Origin of the sequence: Bacillus sp. N13C7 (assembly GCF_026790065.1) — a bacterium.
GTDB lineage: Bacteria > Bacillota > Bacilli > Bacillales > Bacillaceae > Bacillus.
In genome coordinates, this window is the sequence record NZ_JALAMO010000007.1 from 642,802 (window position 1) to 664,717 (window position 21,916).

Here is a 21,916-nt window from a genome sequence, read left to right on the forward strand (position 1 = left end):
TACGTTCATACTTTATTTATCTACTACATTAGCAAACTAAAGGATTTTTGGAGGGGTATCATGAATGCAGTCGTCATCGCGGTGCTGCTTATGCTTGTCTTAAGCCTGCTGCGTGTCAATATTGTTATCGCATTAATTATAGGCGCCCTGGCCGGCGGGTTAACAGGCGGACTCGGTCTTGGCGAAACGGTTAAAGCTTTTACGGACGGACTCGGCGGTAATGCCACCGTTGCAGTCAGCTATGCCATGCTAGGCGCGTTTGCTGCGGCTTTAACGAAAACGGGTCTTCCGGACGCAATGGTGGAGGCCTCTGTTAAATTAATAGGAAATAAAGAAGATTCTCGCAAAAAAGCACTGTCTAAAGTGCTGATTGTGCTGATTATTTTAATTGTATCCTGTTTTTCGCAAAACGTGGTTCCGGTTCACATTGCATTTATCCCGGTGCTGATTCCACCGCTTTTGAAAATCTTTAATGAACTTGAAATGGACCGCCGTCTGATTGCGTGTGTGATTACATTCGGTTTAACGGCGCCTTATATATTGCTGCCGGTCGGTTTCGGCCAAATCTTCCAGGGAATGCTCAAGGATAATATGGCAGATGCAGGATTAAACGTTCCGCTCGGTGACATACCTTATGCAATGATTATTCCTGTTGCAGGTATGGTTGTCGGTCTTATTTTATCAGTGATTGTATTCCGTAAACCGAAAACATACGAAACAAAAGAAATATCTGGTACGAAAGCTTCTCCATATACGAAAAGAAGCCTGGCTATCGCTGTTCTCGCCATTATTGTGTCACTCGGCGTCCAGCTCTACTTATCCCAGACCTTGGGAGTAGAAGGGATGATTATGGGGGCGCTGGCAGGCCTAATTATCCTGTTTGTCAGCGGTGTGATGAAGCGTGATGAAGCGGACTCACTGATTACTGACGGAATGGTCCTAATGGCCTTTATCGGTTTTGTTATGCTCGTTGCTGCCGGATTTTCAAATGTGTTGACGAAAACCGGAGATGTCGAGTCGCTGGTCAAAACGTCAGCTGGTTTTATCGGACACAGTCAGTCCTTAGGCGCATTGCTGATGCTCATTGTCGGCTTGTTAATTACAATGGGGATCGGTTCATCTTTTGCGACAATTCCAGTTATTACAACGATCTTTGTGCCACTTTGCATGCAGCTCGGATTCAGCCCGATGGCGACAATTGCGATTATAGGCGCAGCCGCTGCGCTAGGCGATGCCGGCTCACCTGCAAGTGATAGTACACTTGGGCCGACTTCAGGTTTGAGTGCGGACGGCCAGCATCACCACATTTGGGACACTTGTGTGCCGACATTTATATTTTATAATATCCCGCTTGTCATCTTTGGCTGGATTGCAGCGCTTGTTTTATAGGAAAAAGGCTCCCCTTTACTGGGGAGCCTTTTCTCCGTTATGATAAAAAAATCGTCCAAAGAACGGTTTTTACGTGGACGATATGTGATGTCGGTTAAAGCCGGTTGCTTTATGAATAGAGCGGTAGATCGCAGGTGCGATAAACGCCAATATCACGGCCAGCGCTGTATCTTTTACCATAAACCAAGCCATAAAGCCCCAAGCCGTACCGTAGCTCACTGGCGTATGAATCCACAGCTTCAGTGCAAGATACATATAAGTAGTTCCAATAATATACATGATGGCCGTTCCGATAAGAGAAGCAATCAGAAACCGGATTTTGCTTGGCTGCATTTTGCGTTCTAAAAACCATCCAGCTGCAAATGCTGCTGGGATGTATGAGATAATAAACCCGCCGCTTTTTCCTGCAAACGGTGCGAAGCCTGCTGAAAATTGAGCAAACACAGGCGCCCCGGCCAATCCGACTAGGGCATAGACCATCATGGCAATCGCTGCTCGTTTGCTGCCGAGAAGCAAGGCTGCCAAGAGACAGAAAAACGGCTGCATCGACAGCGGAATGCCGGCTACTTGTAAAAAGGGTGCGACTGATGTAATGTTGGCGCCGACAGCCATAAGTGCGGCGAACATGCCAATCAGCGCCATATCTCCCGCACGAAGTTTACGTTGTTTCATCGTTGTTCCCCCTTAGGTTGACATACACAATCATAGCGTAATAAAGAACAAATGGATTGTCAACATAAATTAAAATAAGGTTAACAAAAGGGAGGGTTCTGTATGTATTTCGGAAAAACAAAACAGTCCGATCAATCTGGTAGAGTGCCGCCGAATCAAAACGTCACCACTTCATTTCCTGTGCTTCATACCGGAAATGTCCCATATTACGAAGATATGGCGAAATGGAATCTTCAAGTATACGGATTGGTTGACCATCCGATGCTGCTAAACTTTGAAGATGTCAAAGCCTTTCCTCAGTATGAATCGAAAAATGACATTCATTGCGTCACTGGCTGGTCAAGGCTTGATAATGTGTGGCAAGGCGTGCGGGCTCGTGATATAGCGGAAAAAGCGGGTGTGAAAAAAGAGGCTGGCTACGTCATTTTACATGCAGAGGAAGGCTGGACGACCAATCTGCCGCTTGATGATTTTTTGGCTGAAACCTCACTTCTTGCTTATGCACATAATGGCGAGCCTTTAACGCCCGAACACGGCTTCCCGCTGCGAGGCGTGTTTCCGCATCTGTATTTTTGGAAAAGCGCCAAGTGGCTGCGAGGCATCCAATTTACGAAAGAGAATCACCCCGGCTTTTGGGAGCAGAACGGCTATCACATGAGAGGCGATCCTTGGCAAAATCAAAGATTTACATGGGATTAAGGTTCTATTTTAAGCGGGACAATCCGCATCTTTATCAGGTTTTTATTTCCATATGGATAGTCTTCAGGTACCTTATTTGATGAAGGTGCCTTTTTTATTTGGGAAAAAGTTGACTTTCTCTGGAAGAAAACCTATTATTTGAGTTGTCTAGTTGATAGTGAAAATCATTATCATAAATTGCGGTTTAGTTTAAGGAGAGGAATGTCGTACTGCATGAATGAGAAAACAACAGACCGGGCGAAAGGCGGGATACAAAACGCATTTACCATTCCTGGTACAGAAGTGCGCCTGATGTCTTCACGCACTGAAAACCGTGCCTATCAAATTTTCATCTCAAAACCGAGTACGCCGCCGCCGTCCGCAGGTTATCCGGTTATTTATCTGCTGGATGCCAATTCGGTCTTTGGAACAATGGCGGAGGCCGTTCGAATACAGGGGCGCCGTCCTGAAAAAACCGGGGTGATTCCTGCAGTGATCGTCGGCATCGGCTATGAGACAGCAGAGCCATTCTCCTCAGCGCGCCACCGGGATTTTACCATGCCGACAGCTCAGTCAAAGCTGCCGGAAAGGCCCGACGGCAAAGAATGGCCGGAGCATGGCGGAGCAGAGGGCTTTTTCAGATTTATTGAAGAGGATCTGAAACCGGAAATAGAACGAGATTACCAGATTGATAAAAATAGACAAACAATCTTTGGCCACTCGCTTGGCGGACTGTTCGTGCTGCAGGTGCTGTTAACGAAGCCGGATGCGTTTCAAACGTATGTCGCGGGAAGCCCGTCCATTCATTGGAATAAACCATTTATTCTCGAGAAAGCGGACCATTTCGCTGCCCGCTTCAAGAAAAACAATCAGCCTATCAATATCCTCCTTGCCGCAGGAGAATTGGAGCAGCATCACAAGAGCCGAATGAATGCTAACGCGAGAGAGCTTTACGAGCGGATGGCCGTTTTATCTGAACAAGGCATACGGGCAGAATTTTGCGAGTTTTCAGGAGAAGGGCATATTTCGGTTCTTCCTGTTTTGGTCAGCCGGGCGCTGCGTTTTGCGCTTCACCCTGACGGACCGCATAGGTCAATGGGCTGAGACATTCATTCTCAGCATTGCTTCTAAAAATAAAATATTCGTCTTCGTCACTGAAATTATATTTGACTGTCACATGACATTTGGATATGATTATTTTTATAATTGATAATGATAATCATTATCAATAAAAAAGCGCTCTTTCTTTTCGGGGCGCAGCAGTCTTTTTCGCTGGATGCCCGTTCGGCATCTGAGGCGAAGAAAGGAATTGATGACATGAATGCTATGGGTATAAAGGGAAAAATTGCTTTGATAACAGGAGCTGCCCAAGGGATAGGTGAAGCTGTTGCGCGGACGCTTGCCGATCAAGGCGCACACATTGCGGCAGTAGATTATAATCCTGAAAAGCTGGAAAAGGTTGTGAGCAGCCTTAAAGCGGAAGGCTGCCATGCGGAAGCCTTTCCTGCGGATGTAAGAGACAGCGCGGCGATTGACGACATGACGGCGCGCATCGAACGTGAAATGGGGCCGATCGATATTCTGGTGAATGTAGCGGGTGTCCTCCGCCCGGGACTGATCCATTCACTCAGTGATGAGGAATGGGAAGCCACGTTCTCAGTGAATGCGACAGGTGTATTTAACACCTCTCGCTCAGTCAGCAAATATATGATGGAGCGGAGATCAGGTTCGATTGTAACGGTCGGATCAAATGCTGCGGGTGTGCCGAGGACATCTATGGCGGCGTATGCCTCTTCAAAGGCTGCGGCTGTGATGTTTACGAAATGCCTTGGCCTTGAGCTTGCAGAATACAATATTCGCTGCAATATTGTGTCTCCCGGATCAACGGAAACAGACATGCAGTGGTCATTATGGGCTGATGAAACTGGAGCAGAGCAAGTCATAAAAGGATCACTTGAGACCTTTAAAACCGGGATCCCTCTCAAAAAACTGGCTCAGTCTTCAGATATTGCGAATGCCGTGCTCTTTTTGGTTTCAGGCCAGGCAGGGCATATTACGATGCATAATTTATGTGTTGATGGCGGCGCGACCTTAGGCGTGTAACTCAATTTAAAGGAGGTTCATAAGAATGTTGGAACAAAACGTTATATCACAAACAAAAGCGGAGCATTTGCTTCATGAGTATCAGCCGGGGGCTTTTTTCCTAGCATCTCCTCAGCGCGTTCTGTTAGCGAAAGGCGTAAGTCAAATCGTACCGGAAGCAGACGGGCAAAACCAAATAGAAACCCTATCCGGCCGTATTGCAGAGACGCTGAATCAAGCAAAGCAATCGGGGCACAGCCGTCCGCTTGTTGTCGGCGCTGTTCCTTTTGATCATGTACAAGCAGCTCGGCTCGTTGTTCCTGTAGAAGTGCGCTGGTCAGGACCGCTTCAATTTGACCATGCGGAGAAGGAACAGCAGGCTGAGCATACATACCAGATAGAGCCTGTTCCTGCACCAGAGGATTATATAGATGGTGTGGCGCAAGGACTGGCACGCATTGCCGATGGGACTCTCAGTAAGATTGTCCTATCCAGATCGCTGCATTTGACATCATCTGAACCGATTCACACGGATGAGCTGCTTCGGCATCTGGCGCAGCACAACACGCATGGCTACACGTTTGCCGCGGACGTGTCCGGCGAAGCGGAAACGTCCTCCCGCCGAACATTGCTCGGTGCAAGTCCGGAGCTTCTCGTTTCAAGAATGGGCACGCAGGTCGTTTCCAATCCATTAGCCGGATCAAGGCCTCGCAGTGACAATCCTGCTGAAGACCAGCGCCGGGCTAACGAATTGCTTTCTTCCGCAAAGGATCTCCATGAGCACGCGGTTGTGGCTGACGCGGTTGCAGCAGCGCTGCGGCCTTTCTGCCGGACGCTGGAGGTTCCGGAAAAGCCCTCGCTGATCAAAACGGAGACGATGTGGCATCTGTCCAGCGTAATTAAGGGAGAGCTTTCCGATCCGTCTGTAACCTCACTGGAGTTAGCAGCGGCGCTCCACCCGACACCGGCCGTCTGCGGAACACCGACTGACCTTGCAAGAGAAGCAATTCTCAGCATTGAACCGTTTGACCGCGGTTTCTTTACTGGCATGGTTGGCTGGTGTGACGATGCGGGTGACGGAGAATGGGTCGTAACGATCCGTTGCGCAGAGGCAGAAGAACGCTCACTCCGCCTGTATGCAGGAGCAGGTGTGGTTGCTGGATCAAAACCTGAGGACGAGCTTCAGGAGACATCCGCGAAGTTTCGGACAATGCTGCGGGCAATGGGCGTGAATCACATATGATCAGAATGAATTGGTGGAGGGATGCAACATGCTGAATGGATTTACTCCTTGGCCTGAAGAGTTAGCTGAGACATATCGGAAGAACGGCTGCTGGGCCGGCCAGACGTTTGGAGATTTGTTAAGGGACCGGGCAGCCAAACATGGTGACCGCATCGCCATTACTTGCGGAAACACCCATTGGAGCTATCATGAGCTTGATACGAGGGCTGATCGTCTGGCTGCTGGATTTCAGAAGCTCGGCATTAAACAGATGGATCGTGTCGTAGTGCAGCTGCCGAATATCGCAGAGTTTTTTGAAGTCATTTTTGCGCTCTTCCGCTTAGGTGCGCTCCCGGTCTTTGCACTGCCTTCACATCGAAGCAGTGAAATTACATATTTTTGCGAGTTTGCAGAAGCAACTGCTTATATCATTCCCGACTCTTATTCCGGTTTTGACTACCGTTCACTTGCCAGACAGGTTCAAAGCAAGCTGCCGTCTTTGAAACACATCATTGTGGCAGGTGAGGCAGAAGAATTTTTGCCGCTAGCGGATTTGCATACAGAACCTGTACAACTGCCTGACGTCAAGTCTTCGGATGTAGCGTTCCTTCAGCTGTCTGGCGGAAGCACCGGCCTATCGAAACTGATTCCGAGAACCCACGATGACTACATTTACAGCCTGAAGAGGAGTGTGGAGGTCTGCTGGCTCGACCACAGCACAGTGTACCTGGCTGCATTGCCGATGGCGCACAATTATCCGCTGAGCTCGCCTGGGGTTCTCGGCGTATTATACGCTGGAGGAAGAGTGGTATTATCTCCTTCTCCAAGTCCTGATGACGCATTTCCTTTAATTGATCGGGAAAAGGTCACGATAACCGCTCTTGTTCCGCCTCTTGCGATGGTATGGATGGATGCGGCATCCTCACGTCAAGACGATCTATCCAGCCTTCAAGTGCTGCAGGTCGGCGGCGCCAAGTTCAGTGCTGAAGCCGCGCGCAGGGTAAAAGCTGTTTTCGGCTGCACGCTGCAGCAGGTGTTCGGAATGGCAGAGGGGCTCGTCAATTATACGAGACTGGATGACCCTGAGGAAGTCATTGTCAACACCCAAGGAAAACCGATGTCTCCATACGATGAAGTCCGTGTTTGGGATGATCAGGAGCGCGACGTAAAACCCGGTGAAACAGGGCATCTGCTCACGCGGGGACCGTATACAATTCGAGGTTACTATAAGGCAGAAGAGCATAATGCTGCTTCATTTACTGAGGACGGTTTTTACCGCACGGGTGATATCGTGAGGCTGACATCAGACGGCTATATCGTCGTTGAAGGCCGGGCGAAGGATCAAATTAACCGCGGAGGAGAAAAAGTTGCGGCTGAAGAGGTGGAAAATCATTTGCTGGCGCATCCGGCTGTCCATGATGCCGCGATGGTCTCTATGCCTGACCAGTTTCTTGGCGAAAGATCTTGTGTGTTCATTATCCCCCGGGATGAAGCCCCGAAAGCCGCAGAACTCAAAGCGTTTTTGAGAGAGCGCGGACTGGCGGCATATAAAATCCCTGACCGTATAGAATTTGTCGATTCCTTCCCGCAAACAGGGGTAGGAAAAGTCAGCAAAAAAGCGCTTCGTGAAGCCATTTCCGAGAAGCTTCTTGCAGGATCAAAAAAATAAAACAACAATTCGAGAGGAAGTGTTCAAATGGCTATACCTGCCATTCAGCCGTATCAAATGCCGACAGCGTCAGATATGCCGCAAAACAAAGTCTCATGGGTGCCTGATCCAAGTCGGACAGTTCTGTTAATACACGATATGCAAAACTATTTTGTCGATGCTTTCACAGCCGGAGCGTCTCCGGTAACAGAGCTTTCGGCGAATATACGCAAGCTGAAGGATCAATGTGCTCAGTTTGGGATACCTGTCGTCTATACCGCACAGCCAGGAAGTCAAAATCCAGCAGACCGAGCGCTGCTGACAGACTTTTGGGGTCCGGGATTAAACAGCGGCCCTTATGAGGAGAAAATTATAACCGAGCTCGCCCCTGAAGATGATGATCTCGTGCTGACAAAATGGAGATACAGCGCGTTCAAGAGAACGAATCTGCTTGAGATTATGCGCAAGCAGGGACGCGACCAGCTGATCATTTCCGGCATTTACGCCCATATCGGCTGTCTCGTTACAGCATGTGAAGCATTTATGGAGGACATCGAAGCATTTTTTGTAGGAGACGCAGTTGCTGATTTTTCATTAGAAAAACATCAAATGGCGCTGGATTATGCGGCTGGGCGCTGTGCGTTTACCGTGATGACTGACAGTCTTCTCGACCAGCTGAAGCAGGCTCCTGCTCAGAAAACGTCAGTAACTACTGGCAAAGCAGTGTTTACATGTGAGAACATCCGTAAGCAAATTGCTGAGCTTCTTCAAGAAACACCTGAGGAGATTACAGATCAAGAGGATTTGCTGGAACGGGGGCTTGATTCGGTAAGAATCATGACATTGGTAGAACAATGGCGCCGTGAAGGAGCCGAGGTGACCTTCGTGGAACTGGCAGAACGCCCGACGATCGAAGAATGGCAGAAATTGCTCACCATCCGCAGCCAGCAAGTGCTGCCAAACGCGGATTATTTATAAAAAGGAGGGTCAACAAACGGATGCCTGATACAAAAGATCTTCAATATTCTTTGACCGGAGCGCAAACCGGCATATGGTTTGCCCAGCAGCTTGATCCGGACAATCCAATATACAATACTGCGGAATATATAGAAATCAATGGACCAATCAATCTTGCTCTTTTTGAAGAAGCTTTACGGCACGTGATCAAGGAAGCGGAATCGCTGCATGTCCGCTTCGGTGAAAATATGGACGGGCCTTGGCAGAAGATGAACCCGTCTCCGGATGTACAGCTGCATGTCATTGACGTCAGCTCTGAGCCTGATCCGGAAAAAACAGCATTAAACTGGATGAAAGCAGATTTGGCAAATCCGATCGATTTAGGACATGACCCCTTGTTCAATGAAGCGCTGTTTATAGCCGGGCCTGATCGTTTCTTTTGGTATCAGCGCATTCACCATATAGCGATCGACGGCTTCGGTTTTTCCCTGATTGCCCAGCGTGTGGCAAGTACATATACCGCGCTTATGAAAGGACAATCAGCTAAAGATCGTTCCTTTGGGTCTCTCCAGGCCATTTTGGAGGAAGATGCTGATTATCGCAGCTCAGAGCAGTATGAAAAGGATCGCCAATTCTGGCTGGACCGTTTTGCAGATGAACCTGAAGTTGTGAGTTTGGCAGATCGGGCGCCAAGAACATCTAACAGTTTTCTTCGCCATACGGCATACCTGCCTCCGTCTGATGTAAACGCGTTAAAAGAAGCGGCACGCTATTTCTCGGGTAGCTGGCATGAAGTCATGCTTGCAGTGTCAGCTGTTTATGTGCAACGTATGACCGGCTCTGAGGATGTTGTGCTCGGCCTGCCTATGATGGGGCGAATAGGGTCCGCATCACTGAATGTGCCGGCTATGGTGATGAATCTTCTCCCGCTCCGGCTGTCAGTAAGCTCTTCGATGAGTTTATCAGAGCTTATTCTGCAAATTTCCCGGGAAATCCGCAGTATTCGGCGACATCATAAGTATCGCCATGAAGAGCTTCGGCGCGACCTGAAGTTAATAGGAGAAAATCATAGATTATTTGGCCCTCAAATCAATCTCATGCCTTTTGATTACGGTCTCGACTTTGCCGGAGCCCGGGGCACGACGCATAATCTTTCAGCCGGTCCTGTCGATGATCTATCAATCAATGTATATGACAGGACGGATGGCAGCGGGCTGCGAATTGATGTTGATGCGAATCCTGAGGTATACAGCGAATCTGATATTAAGCTGCATCAGCAGCGTATCTTGCAGCTGCTGCAAACAGCTTCGGCCGGGGAGGACATGCTGATTGGGCAAATGGAGCTCCTGTTGCCAGAGGAGAAAGAACAAGTCATTCATAAATGGAATGAGACGGCAAAATCGGAGAAACTGCTCAGCCTTCAGGAGATGTTCGAGAAGCAGGCGGCTCTTACGCCAGAACGTATCGCTCTCATATGCGATGATGTCCAAGTCAACTATCAAGAGCTCAATGAAGAGGCAAACCGCCTCGCGCATCTGCTGATCGAAAAAGGAGTTGGGCCGGAGCAATTTGTCGCTTTGGCGCTGCCGCGTTCTTCAGAGATGGTAGCTTCGATGCTCGCTGTGTTAAAGACTGGTGCAGCGTATCTTCCGCTAGATCCGGAGTTTCCGGCCGACCGAATTTCCTACATGCTGGAGGATGCGAATCCTTCATGCATCATAACGACTGAGGAAATAGCATCCCGTCTGCCAGATGGCCTTGCTGTTTCGCAGCTTGTGCTTGATCAGGCTGTCACACAGGAGGTTGTAAAACGCTATTCGCCTGACAATCCGAATGTATCGGTTTCACTTGCCCATCCTGCGTATATCATCTATACCTCAGGATCAACAGGAAGACCGAAGGGTGTCGTTGTAACACTGAAAAGCTTAAGCAATTTCCTGCTGTCCATGCAGGAGGCATTTTCTCTAGGAGAAGAAGACAAGCTGTTGGCTGTGACGACTGTCGCTTTTGATATTTCGGCATTAGAGTTATATCTTCCGCTTATCAGCGGGGCGCAAATCGTGATCGCACAGAAAGAAACGATCCGTGAGCCACAGGCATTAGCTCAAATGATTGAATATTTCGATATCAATATCATGCAGGCGACACCGACACTGTGGCATGCCTTGGTGACGAATGAACCTGAGAAACTTCGGGGGCTTAGAGTGCTTGTCGGAGGCGAGGCGCTGCCAAGCGGACTTTTACAGGCGCTTCATGAGCTTCATTGTCCAGTCACGAATTTATACGGTCCGACTGAAACAACGATTTGGTCTGCAGCAGCTTTTCTTGAAGAAGGACTGAAGGGCGTTCCGCCAATTGGCAAACCGATTTGGAATACGCAGGTGTATGTGCTTGATAACGGTTTGCAGCCGGTGCCGCCGGGAGTTGTCGGAGAGCTTTATATTGCAGGAACCGGCTTGGCTAGAGGTTATTTCCGCCGCCCTGATTTAACGGCTGAGCGTTTTGTTGCAGATCCATACGGACCGCCGGGGGCTCGGATGTATCGGACCGGAGATCAGGCCCGCTGGCGCGCTGATGGGTCTTTGGATTATATCGGACGGGCGGATCATCAAATCAAAATTCGCGGATTCCGAATTGAACTTGGAGAAATTGATGCCGTGCTTGCTAAGCATCCGGACATCGAACAGGCAGCCGTTGTCGTTCGGGAAGATCAGCCTGGAGACAAACGATTGGTGGCATATGCAGTCGCTGTTTCGGCTATTGATACTGCCGAGCTCCGCCGTTATGTGGGTGCAAGTCTCCCTGATTATATGGTGCCGGCGGCATTTGTAGAGATGGACGAACTGCCATTGACACCTAATGGCAAGCTCGATCGGAAAGCATTGCCGGCGCCTGATTTAAGCACATCTGTCAGCGATAGGGGACCGCGAACTCCTCAGGAAGAGATATTGTGTGACTTGTTTGCCGAGGTTCTCGGTTTGGCACGGGTCGGCATCGATGACAGTTTCTTCGAGCTGGGCGGTCACTCTCTTCTTGCAGCCCGTCTGATGAGCCGCATTCGCGAGGTAATGGGAGCCGAACTTGGTATTGCCAAGCTCTTTGACGAACCGACAGTAGCCGGACTCGCTGCCCATCTTGATCAGGCGCAGAGTGCACGTCCCGCATTGCAGAGAGCTGAGCGGCCTGAAAGAATTCCGCTTTCTTTTGCTCAGCGCCGGCTATGGTTCCTCCATTGTCTTGAAGGGCCGAGCCCTACTTATAATATACCGGTTGCTGTCCGTCTGTCGGGTGAACTGGACCAAGGAGTGCTGCAAGCTGCACTATATGATCTCGTCTGCCGCCATGAAAGCCTTCGGACGATCTTCCCTGAATCACAGGGGACATCCTATCAGCATATTTTAGACGCTGATCAAGCAAGGCCTGATTTACATGTTACTGAGATTACTGAGAAGGAGCTTTCTGAGCGGTTTGCTGAAGCCGTGCGTTACAGCTTTGATCTTGCAGCTGAACCTGCTTTTCGTGCCGAGCTATTTGTCATCGGGCCTGACGAGTACGTGCTTCTTCTCCTCGTGCATCATATTGTCGGGGACGGCTGGTCCTTAACGCCGCTGACCCGTGACCTTGGGGCGGCTTATGAGGCTCGCTGTCACGGAAAAGCTCCCGAATGGGCGCCCCTTGCTGTGCAGTATGCAGACTATGCGCTTTGGCAGCAAGAACTGCTTGGGAGCGGGGATGATCCAAATAGTTTGATTGCCGGACAGCTTGCTTTCTGGAAAGAAACCTTGAAGAATCTTCCTGATCAGCTTGAACTGCCAACCGATTATTCACGTCCGGCTGAGCCGAGTCATGATGGGGATACGATACATTTCCGTATTGAGCCTGAGCTTCACAAGCGATTGCAGGAGCTGGCTCGCGCAAATAGGGTGAGCCTGTTTATGGTGCTTCAATCCGGTCTCGCCGCTTTATTGACAAGACTGGGAGCGGGCACTGACATTCCGATCGGCAGTCCGATCGCGGGTCGGAATGATGATGCGCTAGGCGATCTTGTGGGACTGTTTATCAATACATTGGTGCTCAGAACCGATACGTCCGGTGACCCAAGCTTCCGTGAGCTTCTTGACAGAGTGCGGGAAGTGAATCTGGCAGCCTATGAAAATCAAGATCTGCCGTTTGAGAGACTTGTAGAGGTGCTCAATCCGGCTCGCTCACGGGCGACGCATCCTTTATTCCAAATCATGCTTGCGTTCCAAAACACACCAGACGCTGAACTGCATCTTCCCGACATGGAAAGCAGCCTGCGGATCCACAGTGTCGGTTCTGCCAAGTTTGATTTGACGCTGGAAATCAGTGAAAACCGTCTTGCTGACGGGACACCAAACGGATTGGAAGGACTGCTCGAATACAGCACTGATCTTTTCAAGCGGGAAACCGCTCAGGCTCTTGTTGACCGTCTGATGCGCCTGCTGGAGGCTGCCGAGTCTGATCCCGACGAGCAAATCGGAAATCTGGACATCCTTGCACCGGAGGAGCGCAGCAGCATGGTGACAGATTGGCAAAGTGTTTCTGACAAGATTCCGCACGCGTGTTTGCCGGAGCAGTTTGAGAAGCAGGCTGCTTTAAGTCCTGATGCCATTGCCGTTGTTTATGAAGATCAGGCGCTGAGCTATGCAGAACTGAATGAACGGGCAAATCGGATTGCGCGAATGCTGATCAGTGAAGGCGTCGGACCGGAGCAATTTGTGGCCTTGGCACTGCCGCGGTCATTGGAGATGGCTGTGGGGCTATTGGCGGTGCTGAAAGCTGGAGCGGCTTATCTCCCTCTTGATCCGGATTATCCAGCTGACCGAATCGCCTTTATGCTGGAAGATGCCCAGCCTTCAGTTATCATGACGAATACAAAAGCTGCAGAGCACAATCCGCCAGCGGAAAACGTGCCGAAAATCGTGCTGGATGATCCCGAATTGGCAGAGAAGCTAAACAGATACCCTGCTGAGAATCCGAATAATACAGATAGAATCCATCCGCTTTCTCCTTTGAATACGGCGTACGTCATTTATACATCCGGCTCAACGGGTGTGCCAAAAGGTGTGATGATTCCTCACCAAAACGTCACGCGTTTATTTGCAGCGACTGATCACTGGTTCCATTTCAGCTCAGCCGATATCTGGACCATGTTCCATTCCTATGCGTTTGACTTTTCAGTGTGGGAGATTTGGGGTCCTCTGCTGCATGGCGGACGTCTTGTGATCGTGCCTCACCACGTCAGCAGGTCACCAGAAGCGTTTCTGCGCCTGCTGGTAAAAGAGGGTGTGACAGTGCTGAATCAGACACCTTCCGCATTCTATCAGTTTATGCAGGCGGAACGGGAGCAGCCGGATCTCGGAAAGGCGCTCAGCCTGCGCTGTGTCATTTTTGGCGGAGAAGCGCTTGAACTCAGCCGCCTTGAGGATTGGTATAACCGCCACCCCGAAAATAGACCGCAGCTGGTCAATATGTATGGTATTACAGAAACAACGGTTCATGTAAGTTATATCGAATTAGACCGTAGCATTGCAGCTTTACGGGCAAACAGCTTGATTGGCTGCGGCATTCCGGATCTTGGCGTATATGTGCTGGATGAGCGCTTGCAGCCGGTTCCGCCGGGTGTTGCCGGAGAGCTGTATGTATCAGGAGCTGGTTTGGCACGAGGCTATCTAGGTCGGCCAGATTTAACAGCGGAACGCTTTATAGCTGATCCGTTCGGTCCCCCGGGCACCCGGATGTACCGTACTGGGGATGTGGCCCGCCTTCGCGCTGACGGTTCTCTCGACTATGTCGGCCGTGCCGATCACCAAGTGAAGATTCGGGGCTTCCGGATTGAACTGGGAGAAATTGAAGCTGCGCTAGTGCAGCATCCACAGCTTGAAGACGCAGCAGTAATCGTGCGTGAGGATCAGCCGGGAGATAAACGTTTGGCAGCTTATGTCATCCCTTCTTCGGAAGAAACGTTTGATACGGCAAAACTGCGCATATTTGCTGCTAAGAGATTGCCGGATTACATGGTGCCTTCTGCCTTTGTGGTGATGAAAGAATTGCCGCTGACACCGAATGGAAAGCTTGACCGTAAAGCGCTGCCCGCTCCGGATTTCGCTGCGGCAGTGACGGGGCGCGGACCGAGAACGCCGCAGGAAGAAATCCTCTGTGACCTGTTTATGGAGGTGCTTCACTTGCCGCGTGTCGGCATTGATGACCGTTTCTTTGATTTAGGCGGACATTCCTTGCTTGCTGTTCAGCTGATGAGCCGCATTCGTGAAGCGCTCGGCGTTGAACTCAGCATCGGCAACTTGTTCGAGGCACCGACAGTAGCCGGGCTTGCCGAAAGACTTGAAATGGGCTCAAGCCAAAGCGCACTCGACGTTCTGCTGCCGCTCCGAACAAGCGGAGACAAGCTTCCTTTATTCTGTGTTCATCCGGCAGGGGGACTCAGCTGGTGCTATGCCGGTTTGATGACCAATTTAGGAACAGATTATCCGATCTACGGCTTGCAAGCACGCGGAATCGGGCAGCGCGAGGAGCTTCCAAAAACGCTTGATGACATGGCAGCTGATTACATTGAACAAATCAGAACAATCCAGCCGAAAGGACCGTATCATCTGCTGGGCTGGTCCCTTGGTGGGAATGTCGTTCAAGCGATGGCCACCCAGCTGCAAAATCAAGGAGAAGAGGTATCCCTATTGGTGATGCTGGACGCCTATCCGAATCATTTCCTTCCTATAAAAGAGGCGCCGGATGATGAGGAAGCGCTTATTGCCCTTCTGGCGCTAGGCGGGTATGACCCGGACAGCTTAGGAGACAAACCGCTTGATTTTGAAACAGCGATCGAGATTCTTCGCCGTGACGGCAGCGCGCTTGCGAGCCTGGAGGAATCGGTCATTTTAAATCTGAAGAATACGTATGTTAATTCTGTCGGCATTTTAGGCTCCTATAAGCCGAAAGCCTTCCGGGGAGATGTCTTGTTTTTCAGATCAACGATTATTCCTGAATGGTTTGATCCAATTGAACCTGATGAATGGAAGCCATATATTCACGGACAAATTGAACAAATCGACATCGACTGCCGTCATAAAGACCTTTGTCAGCCGGAACCGCTTGCTCAAATTGGCAAGGTTCTCGCTGTCAAGCTGGAAGAGATGAATAAATAAGGGGGAAGCAATAGATGGCAAATCCTTTTGAAAATGCGGATGGCACATATTTGGTGCTGATCAATGAAGAGGGCCAGTATTCCCTATGGCCCGGTTTTATCGATGTGCCGAGCGGCTGGACAGTCGTTCACGAGCAAAAAGGGCGTGAAGCTTGTCTGGACTATATCCAATCGCATTGGAGCGATATGAGGCCAAGTAGCTTAAAGCCTGTTGAAAATGTGTAATCGAATAAAAAAGAGACTGCTTGCTGCAGTCTCTTTTTTTATCTTACGCAGGTGTTTGGGTATGATCACAATCTCTGACCGGGTTTCCGTTTTCATCCGTACACCAAGACTGGGATAAAAACGCTAAAAACACAGCGGCCCACTGATCGGCAAATTGAATCAGAATGCCTCCGTCATGCCAAGAGCCGTTGTCTTTTTTCCAGCGGGTATCCATTGCATTCCCTTGATTCATATGGATATTGTGCATGCCGTTGGTCGGGGTAAAACCGAATATCTTATCTGGAGCCTGTTCGGGCCCGAATTTTGAGCCGAAAATATAAACTGGCGCTTTCTCATCTTTCGCTTTCTTCATATACGTTTCAATAAAATCATTTAAATCATTATCAGGCCCCGTGATTTCATGCGGCAAAGGCTTCATGTCCCGCGGGTCGAACAAATTCCCCCGCACATAATCCAGCGCCACTTCACGATTTGCTTCATTGATCCTGGTATATCCATACGGCATGTTCGGAAGGATCGTAATCGAGCTTGAATCAAACTGATCGTCAGCCAAATACAATACTTCAGATTCCTCAGAACTTGACATCACATTGATGGCGCACCTGTAATACGTATTCTCTTCACCGAGCACCTTGACTTGGAAATGAGGACTGTCATCATCGGTTTCACGCTTCATGTCTAAGACAATGCCTTTTAACACGCCATATTGCTGAACAGCCATATGAATCCTCCTTTATGATCAACTTCATAGCTTTAGTTCGTGAAATGGTCTCTTTTTTCCTTTTAAAAGATAAAAAAAGCCTGCAGAAATCTTTCTGCAAGCTCAATGTGAATTAAGCACCTGCCACAGATGACTCATCTTGTAAAGCTTTCTCGGCAGGGACATACTCATATCCTAAATCTTTTGCGACAGCTTCATAGGTCACGTGTCCGTTTGCTGTGTTTAAACCTGCTCTCAGTGCCGCATTGTCTGTGAGCGCTTTCAATGCCCCTTTGTTAGCGATTTGCAGCGCGTATGGAACAGTAACGTTAGTCAGCGCAATTGTCGATGTGCGAGGGACAGCACCCGGCATGTTGGCCACAGCGTAGTGAACAACACCGTGTTTTTCATATGTCGGCTGATCATGGGTCGTAATGTGGTCGACAGTTTCGACGATGCCGCCTTGGTCGATCGCAACATCAACAATCACTGAACCAGGTTTCATTTGTTTTACCATTTCCTCAGTCACAAGAGTCGGAGCTTTAGCCCCCGGAATTAATACCGCGCAAATGAGAAGATCCGCTTCTGCCACAGCATCTGCAATATTGACCGGATTCGAAATTAACGTTTTGATTTGATGGCCGAAGATGTCATCAAGCTGGCGCAGGCGGTCTGCGTTTAAGTCGATGATGGTCACATCTGCACCGAGGCCGACAGCCATTTTGGCCGCGTTTGTGCCGACAACGCCTCCTCCGATAATCGTTACTTTCCCGCGGGAAACGCCTGGCACGCCGGCAAGGAGAATGCCTTTTCCGCCTTTAGGTTTCTCTAAAAATTGCGCTCCGATTTGCGCTGCCATTCTGCCTGCAACCTCTGACATTGGCGTCAGGAGCGGCAATGTCCGGCCGTCACTAACCGTTTCATAGGCGATGGCCGTAACCCCTTTATCTTTCAAGGCCTGTGCAAGCTCAGGCTCAGCAGCTAAATGAAGGTACGTAAACAGCACAAGTCCTTCGCGGAAGTAGACATATTCTTCCGGCAGCGGTTCTTTGACCTTCATGACCATTTCGGCGTCCCACACCTGTTTAGCATCAGCGATGATTTCCGCTCCAGCTGACTCATAGGCTTCATTTTCAAATCCGCTTCCAAGGCCCGCGTCTGTTTCAACCAGCACCCGGTGGCCGTTTGAAATAAGCTGAGAAACGCCCCCAGGTGTTAGTGCGACGCGGTTTTCATTGTTTTTTATCTCTTTAGGAACCCCTATGATCATATCTGTCTCCTCCTGTATCTGTGATGTTTTTAGTGTAGCTTGATTTTTTGGAAAATTCTTTGTTTGAATAAGAAAATAAAAAAACATGGATTTGTGAAATTTCACAAATCCATGTGCCGAAGCTTGATATCTAAATAGATAGTGAATTTTTGATTGATATTCTTCAAATCGATTTCAGCGATCTGGCTGATGCGCTTGAGGCGGTAATTTAACGTATTAACATGAATATTTAACACCTTGGCGGCTGTATTCACGTTGCTGTCTGCTTCAATAAAACGCTCTAGCGTTTCTACCATATTTGACTGGTGGTCTCGGTCATACTGTTCCAGCTTAGAAAGCGCATAATTGAAATATCCTGTCTGCTTCCGTTTTTCATCCAAGACATCCAAGTATTGATAAATGCCTAACTCAGAAAAACTGAATAGATGTTTTGTCTCTTCTGCGAACCGCTCCTTTGCTTTTAAGACGGACAATGCTTCCTGATAGGAGCGGGAGACAAAAGAAATAGAGTTGTATATTCCGCCAAAAGCGATAGACACGTCTTCTATTTTATAACGCTCCTTCAGCTGTTTTTGCGTACTTAAAGCAAATTGCTTTAAATCTTGAAAAGGGTGGTCTGTTTTGGGCGCAGTTAAAATGATGAGTTCATTGGAATCCACTGTCGTCAGCAGAACGTGAACCTGCTGGGTCGTTTCCTGCAAATATTGCAGCTGCTGTTCGATTTTTTCCGTCAGCTCGCCGTTTATCCTGATGATCATAACGGAAAACTCAGAAGGGGCGGCCATTCCAAGCTTGTGGAACCCATCTGCCATGTCCTGCTCATGATGAATGTGTCCGGTCAGCATTTTCCAGAAAAACTCTTGGCTGCGTTCTTCATTTTTCGTCTTCCTGATTTGGAGTTTGAGAAGCTTGTTTCTCACTGCTTTTGCCGCCATTTGCAATGTCATCAAATCATCGTCAGACAATGTTTTTTGAATCTCAAGCGCCCATATGAAGCCAAGCACTTGGTTGTTTTTCCAAATGGAAATTGCAACGCGATTGCTTAGTCCGACTTCATCTATTTGCTTTACTCTGATCGGCTGGTCCGTTTTTAAAAGAGCTGGAATCGTCCCGTCTTTCCACAGCTTGTTAATGACCTTCTCCGGTACTCTTCTGCCAATGATTGTAGCCGTTCGGGCAGGGTCTGTGCAGTCGCTGTGTGTGCTGTAGGCAAGCAGTTTGTGGTTGAAATCCTCTATGGTAATCGGGCAGCGCAGAACGTCGCTGATATGATCAGCCACATCTTCAAGTCTATCAAAACTGTATTTAAACGGATCATTGGGTATGGTCATAAATCTCCCTACTTTTCATGCTTGATTTCTCTTTGACATCTCATCTCCTTCCTTTTATTATGATTGTTGTTGTTTGTGAAAATCAACAACAAAGAGCGGAAGCCAAAAAACAATTATAGGACATACTGAGAGAAACACCTTACATATGATTGACAGTGTAATCGTCTTTTTACAGCGTAGTTGTATCCTTATATGATATAAAATCTTATCCTATTATTCTTCTAAGAAAGTCATCGGAGGCGAGACTGATTAAGGAAATAAAAAACAGAGCCTTTCAGAAATGGTGCTGTAGCATCAAATTTTCTGAAAGGTTTTTTTTGGGAGTTGGGGAATCATTTGGGTCTTTTGGATTATTCGGCGAATGAAGAGAAGATTAAGAAAATAAACCTACTTGTTTTACAGTATATGTCATTTTTAAGTGATTTGGGGTAAACCATTGGACTCATTTTGTAAAATTAAAACATATTTGTTTGACTGTACCGAAAAACTGTTTTTATAATAATGACGTTCTAAAAATAAGTGAATTAGCCCATATTTAGGCTGATGGCACAGGAGGTAATGAGGAATATGGCAGGATTAATTCGTGTCACACCCGAAGAGCTAAGAGCGATGGCGAAGCAATACGGCGTTGAAAGCCAAGAAGTATTAAATCAGGTTGATCGCTTAAACCGAATGATCTCTGATTTGAAAAGCATGTGGGAAGGTGCTTCAAGCGAAGCGTTCGCAGATCAATACGAGCAGCTCAAACCTTCATTTATCAAAATGTCAGATTTGCTTCAAGATGTGAATCAGCAGCTTGATCAAACAGCAAATACACTTGAGTCTACTGACCAAGACATCGCAAATCAAATCCGCGGATAACAGTATGAAAGGGAAGGAGCGCCTGATTCACAAGAAGACGGCGCTTTTTCTATGTAAGGGTGATCCTAAATGTATATTGATATTACAATAGATTTGAAACATTATAACGGCAGTGTCTTTGATCTCAGATTGTCAGATTACCACCCGGTGAAAAAAGTAATTGATATTGCTTGGCAGGCTCAAAGCGTAGCTATACCTCCGCGCGAAGGGCACTGGATCAGAGTGGTTAATAAGGATGCGGTGTTTTCCGGAGAATGCAAGCTGTCTGATTGCGGCATTACAAACGGAGACCGGCTTGAAATATTATGAAAGGATCTGGTTGAATGTCAGGTAAACAAAAATCATATTTAGAAAACCAATTAGAAGCCGTTGCCGAGAAAACAGATGCCGGCTATACATTTACCTTTCAGCGGGAAAAAATAAAGCTTCTGGACGGTCTCGAAGCCAACGTGATCAAAGATGTAAATCCATTTTTTCATAAAGAGATCGATGTGACGGATGATGAAGTAATCATCACAATCCAACCTCCTCCCTCCTATAAAGCATTCCGCTTCATGAAAGCTAAAGATAAAAAAAGCAAATGGCAGTTTGCCTATCAGCTTGTTCAAGCAGTGCAGCAGCACAATCTGTCGAGGCTGAATGTAATTGTCGCTCCTGAAAACATTGTATTTGATAAAGGGCTTACGCCTTATTTTCTCCATTATGGAGTAAAAGAAAGCATTCCTCCTTACGGGCGTGATGAGGAAAGAGTGTGGCGGGAACTGAAAGCTACAGCGGCTTTGGCAGTTGACGGCGCTTTTGCGTTTGAAGACTACCTGAAATTCAATGAAACGCTGACGTTCTCCGCAGAGGCTAAGGCGATATTGGATGCGGCGTCCTATGATGACCTGCTCGAGCTGATTCAAACCCATATTGACGAGCTTGAAGCCAAAGCAAAAACATACATACATATTCCGAGAAAGAAGTGGAACATCCAGCGGTATATCGGCCTGGGGCTCATAGTTTTGCTTGTGCCGGCCCTTATTTATTCAATGTATGCCTTATTTTTCGCCCAGCCAAAGCACCAGGCGATAGTGGACAGCAACCGCGCTTTCCTCAACAAGCAGTACAGTGAAGTCATCAGCACACTGTCGAAGTACGATGCGGAAAGCCTGCCTGAATCGGTGCAGTATCAGCTGGCTTATTCCTATGTAGAAGTTGAAAAGCAGCTTTTGGATTATCAACGAGATAATATTGAAAAGCTAGTAACTTTGCAATCTGAACCACAGCATTTTCTTTATTGGATTGATATTGGTAGAGGGGATTATAAAGAAGCAATTAGTATTGGACATAAGCTCGAATACAACCCATACATTTGGCTTGGTCTTTATAAATATAAACAGCAGCTTTTAGCTGAGGACAGTAACGATGAAGCTACTCAAAAAGAACTTGAATCTGTAGAAAGCGAACTTGATAAAGTAAATAAAGATAACGCTGAACAGAAAAAAGAATCGAACACTGATGCTTTAACAACTGAAACATCTGGAGAACAAACACAAACAGACGAAGAAAAACAGCAAGCTGAAGAGAAAGCGGCAGAAGAAAAAGCCGCAGCCGAGGAAAAAGCGAAAAAAGAAGAACAGAAGAAAAAAGAAGAACAAGAGAAGAAAGAAACAGAAAAGAAAGATGAGAAAAAAGATGACAAATAACGTGAGACATGAA

16 protein-coding genes are annotated in these 21,916 nt (G+C 48.1%); 12 read left to right on the forward strand and 4 right to left on the reverse strand.

Features of this window, described 5'->3' with window-relative positions:
- Nucleotides 1-60 precede the first annotated feature (60 nt).
- A complete protein-coding gene (locus MOB98_RS11420; RefSeq protein ID WP_268358025.1) occupies nt 61-1,389 on the forward strand; it encodes a Na+/H+ antiporter family protein in 1,329 nt (442 codons plus the stop codon).
- 69 nt (nt 1,390-1,458) lie between these two features.
- Here MOB98_RS11420 and MOB98_RS11425 read toward each other — a convergent pair whose 3' ends face one another.
- Nucleotides 1,459-2,061 carry a biotin transporter BioY gene (locus MOB98_RS11425; RefSeq protein WP_268358023.1) on the reverse strand — a complete coding sequence of 201 codons (603 nt, stop codon included), beginning with the start codon at nt 2,059-2,061 and terminating at the stop codon, nt 1,459-1,461.
- A gap of 102 nt (nt 2,062-2,163) precedes the next feature.
- On the opposite strand from MOB98_RS11425, the gene MOB98_RS11430 reads away from it, so the two are divergent.
- The 8 genes from MOB98_RS11430 to MOB98_RS11465 all read left to right on the forward strand — a co-directional run bounded on the left by MOB98_RS11430 (nt 2,164) and on the right by MOB98_RS11465 (nt 16,053).
- On the forward strand, nt 2,164-2,760 hold the full coding sequence (locus MOB98_RS11430) for a sulfite oxidase-like oxidoreductase (protein WP_268358022.1): 597 nt from the start codon (nt 2,164-2,166) through the stop codon (nt 2,758-2,760).
- A gap of 213 nt (nt 2,761-2,973) precedes the next feature.
- On the forward strand, nt 2,974-3,843 hold the full coding sequence (gene besA, locus MOB98_RS11435) for a ferri-bacillibactin esterase BesA (RefSeq protein WP_268358021.1): 870 nt from the start codon (nt 2,974-2,976) through the stop codon (nt 3,841-3,843).
- 213 nt (nt 3,844-4,056) lie between these two features.
- Nucleotides 4,057-4,842, forward strand: coding sequence for a 2,3-dihydro-2,3-dihydroxybenzoate dehydrogenase (locus MOB98_RS11440; protein WP_268358065.1), 786 nt, complete (start codon nt 4,057-4,059; stop codon nt 4,840-4,842).
- 25 nt (nt 4,843-4,867) lie between these two features.
- Entirely contained in the window at nt 4,868-6,064 is a 1,197-nt protein-coding gene (gene dhbC, locus MOB98_RS11445; protein ID WP_268358019.1) for an isochorismate synthase DhbC, read from the forward strand.
- A 28-nt stretch (nt 6,065-6,092) separates the two neighbouring features.
- On the forward strand, nt 6,093-7,712 hold the full coding sequence (locus tag MOB98_RS11450; protein WP_268358017.1) for a (2,3-dihydroxybenzoyl)adenylate synthase: 1,620 nt from the start codon (nt 6,093-6,095) through the stop codon (nt 7,710-7,712).
- 27 nt (nt 7,713-7,739) lie between these two features.
- The gene (locus tag MOB98_RS11455; RefSeq protein WP_268358016.1) at nt 7,740-8,669 is read left to right on the forward strand and encodes an isochorismatase; all 930 of its coding nucleotides are present in this window, start codon (nt 7,740-7,742) and stop codon (nt 8,667-8,669) included.
- Nucleotides 8,670-8,689: 20 nt separating this feature from the next.
- Complete coding sequence (dhbF, locus tag MOB98_RS11460) at nt 8,690-15,829, forward strand: non-ribosomal peptide synthetase DhbF (protein WP_268358015.1); 7,140 nt, start codon at nt 8,690-8,692, stop codon at nt 15,827-15,829.
- A gap of 14 nt (nt 15,830-15,843) precedes the next feature.
- Nucleotides 15,844-16,053, forward strand: coding sequence for an MbtH family protein (locus tag MOB98_RS11465; protein ID WP_268358014.1), 210 nt, complete (start codon nt 15,844-15,846; stop codon nt 16,051-16,053).
- 43 nt (nt 16,054-16,096) lie between these two features.
- Here the strand turns inward: MOB98_RS11465 and MOB98_RS11470 are convergent, their stop codons facing one another.
- The 3 genes from MOB98_RS11470 to adeR form a co-directional block, all read right to left on the reverse strand.
- Nucleotides 16,097-16,774 (reverse strand): YukJ family protein, encoded by a 678-nt coding sequence (locus MOB98_RS11470; RefSeq protein ID WP_268358013.1) that lies wholly within the window; start codon nt 16,772-16,774, stop codon nt 16,097-16,099.
- Nucleotides 16,775-16,886: 112 nt separating this feature from the next.
- A complete protein-coding gene (gene ald / locus MOB98_RS11475) occupies nt 16,887-18,023 on the reverse strand; it encodes an alanine dehydrogenase (RefSeq protein ID WP_268358012.1) in 1,137 nt (378 codons plus the stop codon).
- 101 nt (nt 18,024-18,124) lie between these two features.
- Nucleotides 18,125-19,354, reverse strand: a complete 1,230-nt coding sequence (adeR, locus tag MOB98_RS11480; protein WP_268358011.1) for a sporulation transcriptional activator AdeR — start codon at nt 19,352-19,354, stop codon at nt 18,125-18,127.
- 567 nt (nt 19,355-19,921) lie between these two features.
- Between adeR and MOB98_RS11485 the strand changes: the two genes are divergently transcribed.
- From MOB98_RS11485 to essB, 3 genes are all read left to right on the forward strand, one after another.
- Entirely contained in the window at nt 19,922-20,215 is a 294-nt protein-coding gene (locus MOB98_RS11485) for a WXG100 family type VII secretion target (RefSeq protein ID WP_003220661.1), read from the forward strand.
- Between the two features lie 69 nt (nt 20,216-20,284).
- Nucleotides 20,285-20,524, forward strand: coding sequence for an ESX secretion system protein YukD (gene yukD / locus MOB98_RS11490; RefSeq protein ID WP_003220663.1), 240 nt, complete (start codon nt 20,285-20,287; stop codon nt 20,522-20,524).
- Nucleotides 20,525-20,538: 14 nt separating this feature from the next.
- Nucleotides 20,539-21,903 carry a type VII secretion protein EssB gene (gene essB, locus MOB98_RS11495; RefSeq protein ID WP_268358010.1) on the forward strand — a complete coding sequence of 455 codons (1,365 nt, stop codon included), beginning with the start codon at nt 20,539-20,541 and terminating at the stop codon, nt 21,901-21,903.
- Nucleotides 21,904-21,916: the final 13 nt, after the last annotated feature.

Coding starts and splice junctions, on each gene's coding strand:
- adeR (WP_268358011.1), bottom strand. CDS start 19,354: ATGACCATACCCAATGATCCGTTTAAATACAGTTTTGATAGACTTGAA.
- dhbC (WP_268358019.1), top strand. CDS start 4,868: ATGTTGGAACAAAACGTTATATCACAAACAAAAGCGGAGCATTTGCTT.
- MOB98_RS11430 (WP_268358022.1), top strand. CDS start 2,164: ATGTATTTCGGAAAAACAAAACAGTCCGATCAATCTGGTAGAGTGCCG.
- MOB98_RS11420 (WP_268358025.1), top strand. CDS start 61: ATGAATGCAGTCGTCATCGCGGTGCTGCTTATGCTTGTCTTAAGCCTG.
- yukD (WP_003220663.1), top strand. CDS start 20,285: ATGTATATTGATATTACAATAGATTTGAAACATTATAACGGCAGTGTC.
- besA (WP_268358021.1), top strand. CDS start 2,974: ATGAATGAGAAAACAACAGACCGGGCGAAAGGCGGGATACAAAACGCA.
- essB (WP_268358010.1), top strand. CDS start 20,539: ATGTCAGGTAAACAAAAATCATATTTAGAAAACCAATTAGAAGCCGTT.
- MOB98_RS11455 (WP_268358016.1), top strand. CDS start 7,740: ATGGCTATACCTGCCATTCAGCCGTATCAAATGCCGACAGCGTCAGAT.
- ald (WP_268358012.1), bottom strand. CDS start 18,023: ATGATCATAGGGGTTCCTAAAGAGATAAAAAACAATGAAAACCGCGTC.
- MOB98_RS11450 (WP_268358017.1), top strand. CDS start 6,093: ATGCTGAATGGATTTACTCCTTGGCCTGAAGAGTTAGCTGAGACATAT.
- dhbF (WP_268358015.1), top strand. CDS start 8,690: ATGCCTGATACAAAAGATCTTCAATATTCTTTGACCGGAGCGCAAACC.
- MOB98_RS11470 (WP_268358013.1), bottom strand. CDS start 16,774: ATGGCTGTTCAGCAATATGGCGTGTTAAAAGGCATTGTCTTAGACATG.
- MOB98_RS11485 (WP_003220661.1), top strand. CDS start 19,922: ATGGCAGGATTAATTCGTGTCACACCCGAAGAGCTAAGAGCGATGGCG.
- MOB98_RS11465 (WP_268358014.1), top strand. CDS start 15,844: ATGGCAAATCCTTTTGAAAATGCGGATGGCACATATTTGGTGCTGATC.
- MOB98_RS11425 (WP_268358023.1), bottom strand. CDS start 2,061: ATGAAACAACGTAAACTTCGTGCGGGAGATATGGCGCTGATTGGCATG.
- MOB98_RS11440 (WP_268358065.1), top strand. CDS start 4,057: ATGAATGCTATGGGTATAAAGGGAAAAATTGCTTTGATAACAGGAGCT.